At 64.9% G+C, this 14,607-nt stretch carries 11 protein-coding genes; 2 read left to right on the top strand and 9 right to left on the bottom strand.

What is annotated here, in order from left to right; genetic code table 11:
* Positions 1-4: 4 nt before the first annotated feature.
* The 4 genes from IC234_RS12720 to IC234_RS21840 all read right to left on the bottom strand — a co-directional run bounded on the left by IC234_RS12720 (position 5) and on the right by IC234_RS21840 (position 8,327).
* Positions 5-2,374, bottom strand: coding sequence for an ATP-binding protein (locus IC234_RS12720; protein WP_223827661.1), 2,370 nt, complete (start codon positions 2,372-2,374; stop codon positions 5-7).
* A gap of 13 nt (positions 2,375-2,387) precedes the next feature.
* On the bottom strand, positions 2,388-4,547 hold the full coding sequence (locus IC234_RS21845; protein ID WP_223827660.1) for a sensor histidine kinase: 2,160 nt from the start codon (positions 4,545-4,547) through the stop codon (positions 2,388-2,390).
* Positions 4,548-4,616: 69 nt separating this feature from the next.
* On the bottom strand, positions 4,617-5,999 hold the full coding sequence (locus IC234_RS12710; RefSeq protein ID WP_190925157.1) for a sensor histidine kinase: 1,383 nt from the start codon (positions 5,997-5,999) through the stop codon (positions 4,617-4,619).
* A gap of 102 nt (positions 6,000-6,101) precedes the next feature.
* Positions 6,102-8,327, bottom strand: coding sequence for an ATP-binding protein (locus IC234_RS21840; RefSeq protein WP_223827659.1), 2,226 nt, complete (start codon positions 8,325-8,327; stop codon positions 6,102-6,104).
* Between the two features lie 361 nt (positions 8,328-8,688).
* Here IC234_RS21840 and IC234_RS12700 point away from each other — a divergent pair, with 361 nt between their 5' ends.
* Together IC234_RS12700 and IC234_RS12695 are read left to right on the top strand one after the other, a co-directional pair.
* On the top strand, positions 8,689-9,297 hold the full coding sequence (locus tag IC234_RS12700; RefSeq protein ID WP_190925154.1) for an HD domain-containing protein: 609 nt from the start codon (positions 8,689-8,691) through the stop codon (positions 9,295-9,297).
* Positions 9,298-9,317: 20 nt separating this feature from the next.
* Positions 9,318-9,923 (top strand): thiamine phosphate synthase, encoded by a 606-nt coding sequence (locus IC234_RS12695; RefSeq protein ID WP_190925152.1) that lies wholly within the window; start codon positions 9,318-9,320, stop codon positions 9,921-9,923.
* Here the strand turns inward: IC234_RS12695 and moeB are convergent.
* From moeB to thiD, 5 genes are all read right to left on the bottom strand, one after another.
* Entirely contained in the window at positions 9,909-11,012 is a 1,104-nt protein-coding gene (gene moeB / locus IC234_RS12690; RefSeq protein ID WP_190925150.1) for a molybdopterin-synthase adenylyltransferase MoeB, read from the bottom strand. The genes IC234_RS12695 and moeB overlap by 15 nt on opposite strands.
* A 124-nt stretch (positions 11,013-11,136) precedes the next feature.
* Positions 11,137-12,258, bottom strand: coding sequence for a 2-iminoacetate synthase ThiH (thiH, locus tag IC234_RS12685; protein WP_190925147.1), 1,122 nt, complete (start codon positions 12,256-12,258; stop codon positions 11,137-11,139).
* Positions 12,259-12,357: 99 nt separating this feature from the next.
* Positions 12,358-13,137 carry a thiazole synthase gene (locus IC234_RS12680; protein WP_190925145.1) on the bottom strand — a complete coding sequence of 260 codons (780 nt, stop codon included), beginning with the start codon at positions 13,135-13,137 and terminating at the stop codon, positions 12,358-12,360.
* A gap of 5 nt (positions 13,138-13,142) precedes the next feature.
* Positions 13,143-13,766: a thiamine phosphate synthase gene (locus tag IC234_RS12675; RefSeq protein ID WP_190925143.1), complete on the bottom strand. Its 624-nt coding sequence runs from the start codon at positions 13,764-13,766 to the stop codon at positions 13,143-13,145.
* A gap of 6 nt (positions 13,767-13,772) precedes the next feature.
* Positions 13,773-14,534 (bottom strand): bifunctional hydroxymethylpyrimidine kinase/phosphomethylpyrimidine kinase, encoded by a 762-nt coding sequence (thiD, locus tag IC234_RS12670; RefSeq protein WP_190925141.1) that lies wholly within the window; start codon positions 14,532-14,534, stop codon positions 13,773-13,775.
* Positions 14,535-14,607 lie beyond the last annotated feature (73 nt).

Raw genomic sequence — 14,607 nt, 5'->3', positions numbered from 1 at the left:
TGAGCTAGCGGGGGAGCGTGATGGTAAATTCGGTGCCCTCGCCCTCGCGGCTTTCCACGGCCAGGCTGCCGCCGTGGCCCTGGGCGATGATGTCGTGGCTGAGCGACAAGCCCAGGCCCGTGCCTTCGCCCGTAGGCTTGGTGGTGAAAAAGGGCTGGAAGATTTTTTGCTGGATTTCTGGGGATATCCCGCCGCCATTGTCGCGCACCTGCAGGTGCACATGGTTGTTGGCCACGTGCGTGCTCACCCCCACAATGGGCTGGTAGCTGGCCTCCCCGGTCTGCTGCCGCTTGTGCACGGCGTAAAACGCGTTGCTGAACAGGTTGAGCAGCACCCGGCCCACGTCGGGCCCCACTGCCGACACCAACGGCAGGTCGGCGGCGAATTCCGTTTCCAGGGCGGCGTTGAAGCTTTTGTCTTTGGCGCGCAGGCCCTGGTAGGCCAGGCGCAGGTACTCGTCACACAACTGGTTCAGGTCCGTGGGCGCCCGCTCGCCGGTGCTCGTGCGGCTGTGTTCGAGCATGCCGCGCACGATGGCCGCCGCCCGCCGCCCGTGCTCGGTGATTTTGCCTAAGTTTTGCGTCACATCCCCGGCCAACGCCGTCACTTCTTCCGCGTCGCCGGCGGCCTGCGCTTCCCGCAATTCCGCCATCAGCTCGGTGCTCACTTCGGCGAAGTTGTTGACGAAGTTGAGCGGGTTCTGAATCTCGTGGGCGATGCCGGCCGTGAGCTCGCCCAGGCTGGCCATTTTCTCCCGCTGAATCAGTTGGGCCTGCGTGGCCCGCAGCTCGGTGAGGGAAGTATTGAGCTGGTCGCGCTGGGTTTGCAGCTCCTGCTTCTGCTGCGTCACGGCTTCGTTGAGGCGGTTGAGGGCGGTGTTGGCTTGCCGCTGGCGGCGGTTGCCGCGCCAGAGCACAAAGCCCAGCCCGGCCAGCAGGGCCAGCACGGCCAGCGTGGAAAACAGCAGCAGGCGCTGGCGCCGGGCGCGGGCGGCCGCCTGCACCTGGGCCAGGCGCAGGCCCTGGATGCGGGCCTGCTGGGCCTGCTCGGCGCGCTCGGCCTCATAGCCGGCCACCTGAAACGCGCCCTGCACGGCCCGGAGCGAATCGGCCAGCACTAGTCCGGCGCGAGCGTAGCGGCCGGCCAGCTCCGTTTGCCCCTGCTGGGCATAGAAGTTGGCCAGCGCGCGCAGGTAGGCCAGACGCAACGGCACGGACTTGATTTGGCGGGCCTGCTGCAAGGCTATAAGCCAGGCCTGTTCGGCGCGGGCTGGTTCGTGGCGGGCGGCGTAGTAGCGGGCCCAAGTCGCCTCCAAGTCAAGGTACCCGCCCCCTTGGTTATGGAGTTTAAGTCCGAGCGAGTCGGCCAGCTGCCGCGCCCGCACCAGCGGGGGGTCTGCTTCGGCCTCGCGGCCCATGTCGAGCAGCACGGCGCTTTTCAGCGTCAGGCCATAGGCTTGCACTCTCGGCACATCGGCGGCGTAGCGGCGGGTGGTATCAGTAGGGATGCCGGCCAGGGCCAGCGTGGCGTAGCGCAAAGCAGCAGGGTAGTTGTGCAGCTGGCGGTAGGCCAACGTCATGCCCCGGTAGGTGTAGGCGTACCAGTCGTAGCCATTGCGCCGGGGCAGTGCAGCGTGCACGGCCAACGACTGGCGCAGGTAATACAGGGCCTTGGTGGGGTTGCCCCAGTCGGCGTAGGTATACCCGACTACTTTCAGCTGGTTCTCCTGCGAATAGCGGTTGTAAGCGCGGGCCAAATCGGCCGAGCGCAGGTAGTGACTGATGCCCTGGTTGTAGTCGCCCTGAATCACGCAAGGCGCACCCATCGCAAAGTGGCACTGGGCGATGTTCACCTGCGCCCCGCGCGCCTGGTACTGGGCCAGTTTGGCTCGCAGATAGGCCAGCTGGGCAGCCGGACCTTTTTGTTGTCTAAGCAGCCGGATGACGCTCGGCAATGGCAATGCCGGCCACCCCACGCGGTCGAACGCCTCCACGGCCGCCCGCGTGCTGTCGAGGGCGCGGGCCGGCTCTTTGCCGGTTTTGTCGAGCTGCGACGCGGCGTACCACAACCGAAAAGCGCCGGCCTCGGGGCGCCGTAACCGGCGCGTAAGCTGCACCAACTCCCGAAAGCTGGCTTCCTGGTCGGCCGCCGAATAAAAGCCAATGCCCCCTAAGTCGGTCAAGTGCAGCAGGGTGCGCAAGCGGGCGGTGTCGGCGTGCTGGTTATTAAGCACCTGGCGCAGCGAGTCGGGGTTGGCTTCCCAGTAGCGGCGGCTGGGCGTAGTTTGGGCCCGCACTGGGCCCACTCGCAGAAACAGCAAGGCCAGCAAGACCACCAGCAAACCAGACCGTTTTAGCAATATAAACGTCAGCATAAGCACTGAGGGATTAACTAGTGGGCAGAGAGATGATGAACGTGCTGCCCGCTCCGGGCTGGCTTTCCACGGCGAGCGTACCACCGTGGCCCTGGGCAATGATGTCGTGAGAGAGCGAAAGACCCAGGCCCGTGCCCTCGCCCGTGGGCTTGGTGGTGAAAAAGGGCTGGAATATCTTGGCCTGCACCGCGGTCGGCATGCCCGTGCCGTTGTCCGTCACCCGGATTTCGACATGGCCGTTCACGCGCGCAGTGGCCACACTGACCGTGGGCGCGTAGCCCGCCTCGCCGGTTTGCTGGCGCTTTTGCACGGCGTAGAAGGCGTTGCCGAATAGATTCAGCAGCACCCGCCCCACATCGGCCCCTACCGCCTCGACCAGCGGCAGACCCGGCGCGAAATCGGTTTCCAGCGCGGCATTGAAGGACTTGTCCTTGGCGCGCAGGCCCTGGTAGGCCAGGCGCAGGTACTCGTCGGCCAATTGGTTCAGGTCCGTGGGGGCGCGCTCGCCGGTGCTCGTGCGCGAGTGTTCCAGCATGCCCTTCACGATGGCCGCCGCCCGCCGGCCGTGGTGGCTGATTTTGCCCAGGTTCTGCCGCAGGTCGCCCACCAACTCGGCTTCCAATTCGGCGTCGCGAATGAGTTTGGCCTGCTCTTCTTCCAGCTCCTCCAGCAGTTCGGTGCTCACTTCCGAGAAGTTGTTGACGAAGTTGAGCGGGTTTTGAATCTCGTGAGCAATGCCGGCCGTCAGTTCGCCCAGGCTGGCCATCTTTTCCTTCTGAATCAGCTGCGCCTGCGTGGCCCGCAGCTCGGTGAGGGAGCGTTGCAGCTCGCCCGTGCGCTGGGTCACCTGGGTTTCCAAGGTTTCATTCTGCTGGGCCAGCAGGGCTTGCTTTTCCTGCTCCTGGGCCAGCGTTTGGGCCGAAAGCTGCTCGACTTCGCTTAGTTTGACTTGCAGCAACTCGGCATCAAGGGCAAATTCGCGGGCCAGAAATAGCGAGATGGCCAAGGCGGGTAACAGCAAGCCCACCAATATGAGGCCGTTGATTACCAATAAGGGCAGGATGGCTCGTAGCAGGAATCCGACCGCAACCAGCCAAATCAACAAACTGCCAGCAAACCCGGCCCCGATGATGAGCCCGCCCCGGCGGCCCTGTCGGATTGCCCGCGTCGTCAACCGGAGCTGCTCGGCCGTGATAACGACAAAAAGCATCCCTAGTACCGGAAAGGTCGCCGGATGGTAGTAGGCAACGACGACTTCCACCCCCACCAGCCCGTAGCAGGCCCACAGGCCCGTGTATACCCGGCCAGGACGGGAATCAAACAAGGCGTATAAGGCGCGGATGTTCCAGAGGCCGCTCATGCTTGCCAGTAGGCTGCTCAACACCAGCAGCGTGATGTTGGGCAATTGCGTGGCGAAGGGCAACGTCGCGCCGCAGTAATAACACAACCCACAAAGGGCCAGGGTTAGGGCGAAGCGCGCAAAGTAGAGATTAGCCCGTTGGGCCGGATTATAGCGAAAAAAGGCTACGTGCAGCAGCGTAAGCAGGCCGGCAATGCCGAAGAGCAGCAAATACACCGGGGCCGAACCGCCTCCGACCACTTGGGTTTGCCAAAACCGCGCGGGCGAGTACAGCCGGAAGGATAACTGCGGCTTATAGTCCACGCCTAGCAGCCACGGATGCCAAGGCGCGTAGCGGATGGCCAGTACCTGCTCGGAAGGTCCATTGGCACGAATTTCTACTGGCTGGGGCAACAAAGATTGGGGAAGGAGTTGAGCAGCGGTGGCACCTATCCTGCCTTGGCGCGTAAGTCGTTTTCCGTTGAGATATACCTCGCAAGCCCCCAATAGAATTGCTCGCCCCGCCAGTTCGCGCTGGTGCAGACTGTCGCCGAGCCGGAAGCGCAGGCGCAGCCAACTGATGCCCGTACCCAAGGCCGGCGGCAGTTCGCGCCGGGGCCGGGTGGGATTGAGCGTGTCCCAGGCGCTGTCGTCGAAGTCGGGGCGGGGCCAGGCCGGGTCGTCGCCGGGGTGGTAGCGCCAGCCGTGGGCCAGCAGCAGGCCGGCAGCGGGCAGGCGGTTGATGCGCAGCACCGCCGTATCGGCCGGCAGCGGCGCGGCGGTGGCAACCCCAAAAAGCAGCCCCAGGGCCGCGAGCAGTAGAACTAGACGCATAGGCAAACGCCGGCACCATGCCGCTGTTCACCGTTCGCGGTTGGAATTAATTCCGGTTAAAATTGACTTTTAGGCCGGCAAGCTAATCACAAATTCGGTCCCCTCGCCCTCGCGGCTTTCCACGGCCAGCGTGCCGCCGTGGCCCTGGGTCACAATGTCGTAGCTCAGCGAAAGGCCCAGGCCCGTGCCTTCGCCCGTGGGCTTGGTGGTGAAAAAAGGCTGGAAGATTTTCGCCTGCACGCTTTCGGGCATGCCCGTGCCATTGTCTTTCACGCGCAGCTCCACTTGGTCGCCCACGCGGCGGGTGCTCACGCTCACGGTGGGCGCGTAGCCGGTCTCGCCGCGCTGCTGGCGCTGCTTCACGGCGTAGAAGGCGTTGGTGAGCAGGTTGAGCAGCACCCGGCCCAGGTCCTGCGAAATGACTTCGACGGGCGGCAGGTTGGGGTCGAAGTCGGGCTTGAGCGTGGCGTTGAAGCTCTTGTCTTTGGCGCGCAGGCCGTGGTAGGCCAGGCGCAGGTACTCGTCGGCCAGCTGGTTGAGGTCGGTGGGCACCCGCTCGCCGGAGCTGGCCCGCGAGTGCTCCAGCATGCCCCGCACAATGCTGGCCGCGCGCCCGCCGTGCTGGTGGATTTTCTGCAGGTTTTGCTTGAGGTCGGCCAGCAGGTCGGCTTCCAGCTCCAGGTCGCGGTCGGGCTTTTCGCGCTCCTCTTCCAGCTCGGTCACCAGCTCGGCCGAGACTTCAGCGAAGTTGTTGACGAAGTTCAAGGGGTTCTGAATCTCGTGGGCAATGCCGGCCGTGAGCTCGCCCAGGCTGGCCATCTTTTCGCTCTGAATGAGCTGGGCCTGCGTGGTTTTGAGCTCGGTGAGGGCCGTGCGCAGCTCCTCGGCCTGGTGGGTAAGGGCAGCGGTGCGCTCGTTCACCAGGCGTTCCAGCTCGGCGTTCTGCGCCTCGATGAGGCGCTTGGCCTTGTCTTCCTCTTCGCGCAGCAGCCGCTCTTTTTCCAGCTGCTTTTTCTGGCTGCGCGCGATGAAAATAAAGGTAATGAGCCAGATAATGGCAAACCCTTGCGTCGTATCGAGGGCGGCGTCGTACTGCTTGGGCACCTTGCCCGTGGGCGATTCCACCACAAATTCGACCAGCTTGTAGAGCAAAAACGGGCTCACGGCCAGCAGCAGCGAGCGGGCCGGCCGGTAGTCGCGCACGGCCACCACCACGGCCACCACCACGCTCAGCACCAGCAGCAAATAAGCGTCGTCGAGGTTGGTACTGCGCACGTCGAGCGCGCGGGCACCGAGGTACAGCAGCACGCCGGGCACCCAAATCCAGTTCAGGGCTTTGTTACCGCGCGGCAAGCGCCGAGGCAAGTCCAGGAACTTGCGCAGTGCCCCCACCACGCCATACGCCAGCGGGGCTATGATTAGAATGTCGCCAAAGCTTGAATAGTTTGCCATGAAAGTCGATGCAGCGCGCAGTCGGGACCCGGCCCCGACGAAGTGCGCGGCAATGTTAATCAGCAGCCGCCGAACCATTGCCGGCGCCGCGCCCGCGAGCCCCTACGCCGGCAGGCGCACCACAAACTCGGTGCCCTCGCCGGGCCGGCTTTCCACGGTGAGGGTGCCGCCGTGGCCTTTGGTCACGATGTCGTGGCTCAGGCTCAGGCCCAGGCCCGTGCCCTCGCCCTCGGGCTTGGTGGTGAAGAAGGGCTGAAAGATTTTCGCCTGCACGCTTTCGGGCATGCCCGTGCCGTTGTCTTTCACCCGGATTTCGACCGCCCGGCCGCCGGGGCGGTGGGTGCTCACGGTCACGGTGGGCTCGTAGGCCGCGCCGACGCCCGCCACCAGGGCTTCGCGCTGGCGCTGGCGCACGGCGTGCAGGGCGTTGGTGCACAGGTTGAGCAGCACCCGGCCCAGGTCCTGCGCCACCACGGGCACCGGGGTTAGCCGGGAGTCAAAGTCTTTGCCCAGCGTGGCCCGGAAGGTTTTGTCCTGGGCGCACAGCCCTTCGTAGGCCAGCGTCAGCGACTCGTCGGCCAGGGCGTTGAGGTCGCTGAGCTCGCGCGGGCCCGTGCCGGAGCGCGAGTGCGCCAGCATGTCTTTGATGATGGACGACGCCCGCTGGCCGTGCTGGCTGATTTGCTGCAGGTTCTGCTTCAGGCCGGTCAGGATTTCCTGCTCCAGGCCCGCCGACCGGACCGGGCCGCGGCCGTTCATGTCCTCGACGAGGTCGGTGCTGACTTCGGCGAAGTTTTTCATAAAATTGAGCGGATTCTGCAGCTCGTGGGCGATGCCGGCCGTAAGCTCGCCCAGAAACGCCATCTTCTCGGCCTGCACCAGCTGCGACTGCGTTTGGCGGAGCTGGTGCAGCGTGCGGCGGTTCACGCGCAGCTGCCGGTAGATGAAGGCGCTCAGCCCCGATACCACCAGCACCGCCACCAGCGCCCCCAGCAGCAGCCAGTTGCCGAGGCGCAGCCGCTCGGCCTGCACGGCCTGGGCCTGCCGCAGCTCGTTGATTTGCGCGTTTTTGGCCTGTTCCATGCGCTCGTTTTCGTACTGGGCCACGTGAAAGGCGGCCTGCGCCGCGCTCAGGGTATCGGCGAGGGCGATGTAGGCGCGCGAGTAGCGCTGGGCTTCCACCAGCTGGCCGCGGGCGTCATAAAAGGCGGCCAGCTCTTGCAGGTAGCGCGGGCGCAGCTTGTCGAGCCGGGCAGCGGTGGCTTTTTGGTAGGCGCGCAGCCAGTAGTGCTCGGCCTGGCGGTGGTTGCCTTGGGTGGCGTAGTAGCGGGCCCATGTGGCGTCCAGCTCAAACTCGCCCGGCCCGCTGGAGGTGGGCAGGTCCAGGGAGTCGTCGAGCTGCTGGGCGCGGCGCAGCAGCGGCTGGGCCTGGGCTGGCAGGCGCATTTGAAGCAGCACGGCCGCTTTTTGCACCAGCGCAAAGGCCCGGTCCAATTGCCGCTCGTAGGGTTCGTCGACGCGGGCAGCCAGGGCCGAATCGGCCGAATGCAGCGCGTCGGGGTATTTGCGCAACTGCACAAACAGCTTCGAAAGCGCCAGAAACGTGAACACGCGGTTGGTGCCCTGCACCCGTCGGAACTCGGGCAGCGCCTGGGCCTGGCTCAGGTACTGCACGGCCTTGGCGTGGTTGCCCCAGTCGGCGTAGATGCCGCCCGTCACGATGATTTCGTTGATGTAGAGCTTGCGGCTGAAGCGCAGGGCCACGTCGGCCGCGCGTAGGGTGTTATTGATGGAACGGTTGTAATCGCCCAGGCGCCGATAGTACGCGCCTTGCGACACGTAGCAGGCGGCCACGTTCTCGGTAATGCCGCGCACCCGGTAATAGGCCAGCTTTTCGTCGTAGTACTGCTTGCGCTCCTTCATCTGGTTCAGCTGGTTGTAGAGGCCCACCAGGTTCATCAGCAGCCACGGAATGGGGCGGCCCGCGCGGTCAAACTCGGCCACGGCGGCTTTCATGGCGTCCAGGGCGGCCGCGTTGGGAGTGCGCTGCCACAGGGCCAGCCCCGCGCGCAGGCGGCGGTAGGGCTCGTCGTCGAGGGTTTGGAGGCGCTGGTTCAGGGTCAGCAACTGGTCGAGCAGGGGCAGCGCGGCAGTGTTGGTGGGGCGCAGGTCCAGCAGGTGCACCAGCGTGCGCAGCCGGGCCGAATCGGACGGCTGCTGCGGCAGCAAGCGGGCCAGCGAGTCGGCGTCGGCGTCCCAGTAGCGCCGCTGGGCGTGCGCCGCCCCGCTCAGCGCCCACACCGCCAACACCGTAAAAATCCATTTCATGGGTAGAAACCAGCGTGAAGGCGGCAGGCAAACGCCGCAACGATGCCGGCCGTGGCGGGGCCCGCCGCCGGCTCCTGGCCCGCCGCGCCCCGCCCGCTGCCGGGCGCCGTCGCAATACACAAAAACCGTGCAAGCAACGCCCTAAGCCGAACGCCGGCCCGGGCAGCTGCCTGCACAACCCCCAAAGCTACTGCCTGCATTGTCATGTCGTAAAGATGAAAGAATTCTAGGCATCGGCCCAAGCCCGACCCAGGAATTGTCGACCCGTCTTATCCGTTGGCTACCAATTGCTTTCCCGATTCGTATTTTACGTAGTTGCTTTGCGCCGCTCCGGGCCATTCCGGGCCACGCCTCCCGCCGCATGAACCACCACGCCGCCGAAAATTTTATTGTAAACGAGCTGCGGCGCGGCCTCTCCCCCACGCTCTATTACCACGGCCTGCACCACACCCTCGACGTGGCCGAGGTGGCCCTGGAGCTGGCCACCGCCGAGGGCCTGACCGACCCCGAGGCCCTGGCCCTGCTGCGCACCGCCGCCCTCTACCACGACGCCGGCTTCCTGCAGGCCTATCAGGGCCACGAGGCGCAGGGCTGCGCGCTGGCCCGGGCCACCCTGCCCGGCTTTGGCTACACGTCCGACCACATTGAGCAGATTTGCGCCCTGATAATGGCCACCCAATACCCGCAGGAGCCCCAAAGCCATTTGGCCGAAATTCTCTGCGACGCCGACCTCGACTACCTGGGCCGCGACGATTTCGAGCCGATTTCGACCAGCCTGTTTCACGAGCTGACCGCCCGGCAGCTCATCGCCGGCGAGCACGCCTGGTTTCAGCTGCAAGCCAATTTTCTCACCGGCCACCGCTTCTGGACGCGCACCACCATTGCCCGCCGCGCCGCGCCCAAGCAGGCCCGGCTCGACCACATTCTGGCCCTTCTGGCCAACTGGCCCGCATCCGGCCCCGCGGCCTGAGGCGGGCGCTTCAACCATCCATGCAGCTCCTTGTCATTTCGCCCCCGCATCCCGTTCCCCACGAAACCGCGCTGGTGAGCCAACTGCTGGCCGCTGGCCTGGCCCGCTTCCACGTGCGCAAACCTGGCTGGGAGCAGGGCGAAATGGCAGCTTACGTGGCCGATATTCCGACCCGCTACCGTTCCCGGCTGGTGCTGCACTCGCACCACGCGCTGGTGGCCGAGCTGGGCCTGGGCGGTGCCCACCTCACCGCCGCCGGCCGCGCCGCGAAGGCCCGGCCAACTCTGGCGCCGGGTCAGACGCTGTCCACGTCTTTCCACACGCTGGCCGAAATCCGGCAGCACCGGCGCCGCTACGACTACGTGTTTCTGAGCCCAATTTTCGACAGCCTCAGCAAAGAGCAGTACGCCGCGGCTTTCGACCTAGCCGCCGTGGCGGCCACGCTGCGCAAGCTGCGGCAACGGGCCGGCTACGCGCCGCAGGTGCTGGCGCTGGGCGGCATCGAGGCGCACCGCCTGACCACCGTGCAGCAGGTCGGGTTTGGGGGCGCCGCCGTGCTGGGCGCCGTGTGGCAAAGCCCCGACCCGGTAGCGGCTTTTCGGGCGTTGCAATCAATAATCGGCTAGCCCGTTGCGCAGCGAGTACACTTCCCCAAAACCCTGGGCCAGCAGCAGCTGCGCGGCTTTCTGGCTGCGCACCCCGCTGGCGCAATGCACCACCACGGGCACGTCGGCGGCTATTTCGGCCAGCTGCTCACTCAGCTGCCCCAGCGGAATGAGCCGGCCGCCAATGCTGCGCCGGGCGGCCTCGTGGGGCTCGCGCACATCCAGCAGTTGCAGCGGCCGGCCACTCTGTTGCCAGGCCTTCAGGTCATCGGCCGAGAGTTCGGGCGCGCGCCGCGGGGCGGCTTCCAGGGGCGCTTCGCCGCAGAAGGCGGCGTAGTCAGGCGCTAGCGCCGTGAGCTGCTGGTTGGCCGCCACGGCGCGAAACTTGACGCTTTGGAAACGCATGCCCAGGGCATCCACCAGCAGCAGGCGGCCGCTCAGCACCTCGCCCAGCTCCAGTATGATTTTCAGCGTTTCGGTGGCTTGCAGCGTGCCCACCAAGCCCGGCAGCACGCCTAATACCCCGATTTCGGCGCAGCTGGGGGCGTCGCCCGGCGCGGGCGGCTCGGGGTAGAGGCAGCGGTAGGTGGGGCCATTCTGGTAGTTGAAAACCGACACCTGCCCCTCAAACTTGAAGATGGCCCCGAACACCAGCGGCTTGCCCAACATGACGCAGGCATCGTTCACGAGGTAGCGCGTGGCGAAATTGTCGGAACAGTCCACCACCAGGTCGTAGGGCGCAAAGAGGTCCAGCACGTTGTCGCTCGACAGCAGCATTTGATGCGTTTGCAGCGTGATGAACGGGTTTTGGGCCGCCAGCTTCTCGGCGGCGACAACGGCCTTGGGCCGGCCCACGTCGGCAGTGGCGTAGAGCACCTGGCGCTGCAAGTTGCTGTCGTCCACGGTGTCAAAATCGAGCAGGCCCAGCGTGCCCACGCCGGCCGCGGCCAGGTACTGCAGCACCGGGCAGCCCAGGCCGCCGCAGCCCACCACCAGCACCCGCGCGGCTTTCATACGCTGCTGACCGGCTGGGCCGATTTCGGGCAGCAGCAAGTGGCGGCTGTAGCGGTTGTTTTCGGCGGGGGAAAGCGGGGAATAGGTGGGACTCATGGAATAGCTGAACGTCATGCAGAGCGCCGCGAAGCATCTCGCGTGCTAGCACTAACTCACAATTTCATGATTTTGATTTACGACTGCACGCGAGATGCTTCGCGGCGCTCTGCATGACGTTCTTCTAGCGGGCCAGGCCTACCAGCGTGGCGTCCCAGTCTTTCCAAACCGGTTCATACCCCTGCCGGCGCAGCATGGCCGCAATTTCGGCCGGGCTGCGCTCATCCGAAATCTCGAACTGCTCCAGCGACTCCGGTGCCACCACGTAGCCACCCGGGTTGGTCTTGGAGCCCGCGCTGATGCTGGTGATGCCCAGCTTCACCACGTTGTCGCGGAAAACCGGGCTTTCACGGGTCGAAATTGACAGCTCCACTTCCTCGTTCAGCAGGCGATAGGCGCAGATGAGCTGCACCAACTCCCGGTCGCTCATCTCCACTTTGGGCTGCAATAGCCCCTCCGCCGGCCTCAGGCGCGGAAACGACAGGCTGTATTTGGTTTGCCAGTACGTGCGCTCCAGGTAGTCGAGGTGCAGGGCAGTGTAAAAGCAGTCCGTCCGCCAGTCCTCCAGCCCGATGAGCACGCCCAGGCCCATTTTGTGGATGCCGGCCCGGCCCAGCCGGTCGGGTGTATCGAGGCGGTAGTTGAAGTTCGACTTCTTGCCCTTGGGGTGGTGCTTTTTGTAATCGTCGCGGTGGTAAGTTTCCTGGTACACCAGCACGGTGTTCAGGCCCTCGGGGATGAGACGCTCGTAGTCTTCCTGGTCGAGTGGCTGCACTTCCATGGAAAGGTGCGCGAAGTGCGGCCGCAGCGTGCGCAAGGCTTTTTCGAGGTAGTCGACGCCCACGGTCTGGTTGGCTTCGCCGGTCACCAGCAGCACGTGCTCATAGCCCCAGTCCTTTAGCACGGCCGCTTCCTGCAGCATTTCCACGCTGCTCAGGGTGCGCCGGCGGATTTTATTATCGAGGCTGAAGCCGCAATACGTGCAAATATTCTGGCACTCGTTGCTCAGGTACAGGGGCACGTACAGCTGCACCGTATTGCCGAAGCGCTTGCGCGTGAGCTGGTGGCTGAGCTGCGCCATCTGCTCCAGGTAGGGCACCGCAGCCGGCGAAATCAACGCCTTAAAATCTTCCAGCGTACGCTGCGGCGCGCTCAGGGCGCGCTCCACATCGGCCGAAGTCTTGGCGTAGATGCTGGCCTTTACGTCGTCCCAAAGGTGGGCCTCGAAAATGGGTCGAAAGCTCATTTTTGGTAGTGATTAACGGTTAGTGATAAGTGGTTAATGAAGAAGGTGACAGCAATAATGGCCATTGGTTACTAACCACTTATCACTAACCGCTAACCACTAATCCAGAAACGCCGTGAGCGGCGAGCTGGCCACCGCTTCGGCGTGCGCTACGGGGGCGGCCAGCCGCGCCTCGTAGGCCATGCGTCCGGCTTCCACGGCCAGTTTGAAAGCCGTGGCCATGGCCACCGGGTTGCCGGCCACGGCAATGGCCGTGTTCACCAGCACCGCGTCGGCGCCCATTTCCAGGGCCGCCGCCGCGTGCGAGGGCGCCCCAATGCCGGCATCCACCACCACCGGCACCTTGCTCTGGCCGATGATGATTTCGAGGAATTCGCGCGTCAGCAGGCCTTTGTTCGAGCCGATGGGCGAGCCCAACGGCATCACGGCCGCCACGCCCACTTCTTCCAGGCGCTTGCACAGCACGGGGTCGGCGTGGATGTAGGGCAACACCACGAAGCCCAGCTTCACCAGCTCCTCGGCCGCTTTTACCGTCTCAATGGGGTCGGGCAGCAGGTATTTGGGGTCGGGGTGAATTTCGAGTTTGAGCCAGTTGGTTTCCAGCGCCTCGCGGGCCAGCTGAGCGGCAAAAACCGCCTCCCGGGCCGTGCGCACGCCGGACGTATTGGGCAGCAGGTGGAACTGCGGGTGCGACAGGTGGCGCAGGATGTCGTCATCGGCGTCGGCCACGTCCACCCTTTTTAGCGCCACCGTCACCAGTTCCGAACCCGACGCCAACAGCGCTTCTTCCATCAGCACCGACGAGCTAAATTTGCCCGTGCCAGTGAACAGCCGAGAACCAAACGTGCGGTCGGCAATGACTAAATTTTTATTTAACATAATAATTAAATGGGGTTTACGGCCGACAACTCCCTGACAAACAGACGCGCCGATTCCTCGGGGTCGGCCGCGCTGCCGATGGCCCCGGACACGGCCACGCCGTGCAGCCCCGTTTCGAGCAATGCCGCCACATCGTCCAGCGCAATGCCGCCGATGCCAATTACCGGCACCGCAAGGCCCGCGGCCCGGCACTGCCGCATGATTTCGGCGTAGCCGGCCAAACCCAAAATCGGGCTCAGCTTCTCTTTGGTGCTGGTGAAGCGAAACGGTCCCAGCCCCACGTAATCGACGCCGGCGGCCGCCAGGAGCTGCACGTCGGCAAAGGTGTTGGCCGTGCCGCCGATGATGAAGCGTGGGCCCAGCATTTCGCGGGCCTCGGCGGGCGGCATGTCGGTGGCGCCCACGTGCACGCCGTCGGCCCCGATTTCCTGCGCCAAGCGCGGGTTGTCGTTGATGAGCAGCGTGGCACCGTGCCGGCGGCACACGGCCTGCGTGTCCAGCGCCAGCTGCTTCCAGATGGCGGGGGGCTGGTTTTTCACCCGAAGCTGCACCCACCGCACCCCGCCCCGGCAGGCCAGCTCGGCCGCTTCGGGGTTGGTGGTGATGTAGTGCAGAGCGTTAATTTTCATGGTTGGTTAGCTTTTCGAGTGATACCCCAGCAGTGTGTCGTTGCTGGCCAAAAAGGCGGTGGTGTAGTCCTTGGCCGCGCGGCAGGCTTCTACCAGGCTTTTGCCCTTGGCCAGGTTGGCCAGCACCGCAGCCGAGAGCACGCAGCCGCTGCCGTGCTTTTCACCGTGCGGCAGCCGCGGCGCCGTGAACGAGTGCCACTTGCCGCTGTCAAACAGCACGTCGGTGGCCTGGGCGCCTTCGTCGTGCCCGCCCTTCAGCAGCACGGGGCAGAAGGAGCTTACCGCCTGGGCTGCGATGTCGGCGGCGGCTTCGCCGGGCCACATGCGCAGCATTTCGGGCTTGTTGGGCGTCACGAGGGCCATTTCGGCGCACAGGGCTTGCAACAGGTTGCGGTCGGTTTTGCGGTGAAACTCGTAGCCGGCCGAAGCCTTCAGCACCGGGTCCCACACAATTTTCAGCTGGGGGTTTTGCACTTTCAGCCAGCCCACCAGTTCCAGCAGCTGCGGCAGACTTTCCACCAGACCGATTTTGATAAAATCGACCTTGAACCGCGCGAACAGAATGCGAATCTGCTCCCTGATTTCGGCGGCCGGCACCCAATTCACCCGCTCAAACGACACGTCGTTTTGCAGCGTGAGGGCTGAGCACACGCCCAGCCCGTACACGCCGTTCATCTCTAATGTTTTCACGTCGGCCAGCAGGCCGGCGCCGGCGCTGGGGTCGAAACCGGCAATGCTGAGGGCGTGGGGACGGAGGGGTTGGGGCATGGGGTTGAACGGTGTAGAGACGCAACATTTTGCGTTTCGTCGTTGAACAATGACGCTGGAACGGGACCTGCCG

The organism is Hymenobacter armeniacus (genome assembly GCF_014699055.1).
Taxonomy (GTDB): domain Bacteria; phylum Bacteroidota; class Bacteroidia; order Cytophagales; family Hymenobacteraceae; genus Hymenobacter; species Hymenobacter armeniacus.
Note: the sequence above shows the minus strand (reverse complement) of the source record. Positions and strands in the feature narration are given on the sequence as shown.

Bases quoted from the DNA above. Each gene is read 5' to 3' on its own strand.
- IC234_RS12720 (WP_223827661.1), bottom strand. From the start codon at position 2,374: ATGCTGACGTTTATATTGCTAAAACGGTCTGGTTTGCTGGTGGTCTTG.
- IC234_RS12680 (WP_190925145.1), bottom strand. From the start codon at position 13,137: ATGTTAAATAAAAATTTAGTCATTGCCGACCGCACGTTTGGTTCTCGG.
- IC234_RS12695 (WP_190925152.1), top strand. From the start codon at position 9,318: ATGCAGCTCCTTGTCATTTCGCCCCCGCATCCCGTTCCCCACGAAACC.
- IC234_RS12700 (WP_190925154.1), top strand. From the start codon at position 8,689: ATGAACCACCACGCCGCCGAAAATTTTATTGTAAACGAGCTGCGGCGC.
- IC234_RS12675 (WP_190925143.1), bottom strand. From the start codon at position 13,766: ATGAAAATTAACGCTCTGCACTACATCACCACCAACCCCGAAGCGGCC.
- IC234_RS21845 (WP_223827660.1), bottom strand. From the start codon at position 4,547: ATGCGTCTAGTTCTACTGCTCGCGGCCCTGGGGCTGCTTTTTGGGGTT.
- thiD (WP_190925141.1), bottom strand. From the start codon at position 14,534: ATGCCCCAACCCCTCCGTCCCCACGCCCTCAGCATTGCCGGTTTCGAC.
- IC234_RS12710 (WP_190925157.1), bottom strand. From the start codon at position 5,999: ATGGCAAACTATTCAAGCTTTGGCGACATTCTAATCATAGCCCCGCTG.
- thiH (WP_190925147.1), bottom strand. From the start codon at position 12,258: ATGAGCTTTCGACCCATTTTCGAGGCCCACCTTTGGGACGACGTAAAG.
- IC234_RS21840 (WP_223827659.1), bottom strand. From the start codon at position 8,327: ATGAAATGGATTTTTACGGTGTTGGCGGTGTGGGCGCTGAGCGGGGCG.
- moeB (WP_190925150.1), bottom strand. From the start codon at position 11,012: ATGAGTCCCACCTATTCCCCGCTTTCCCCCGCCGAAAACAACCGCTAC.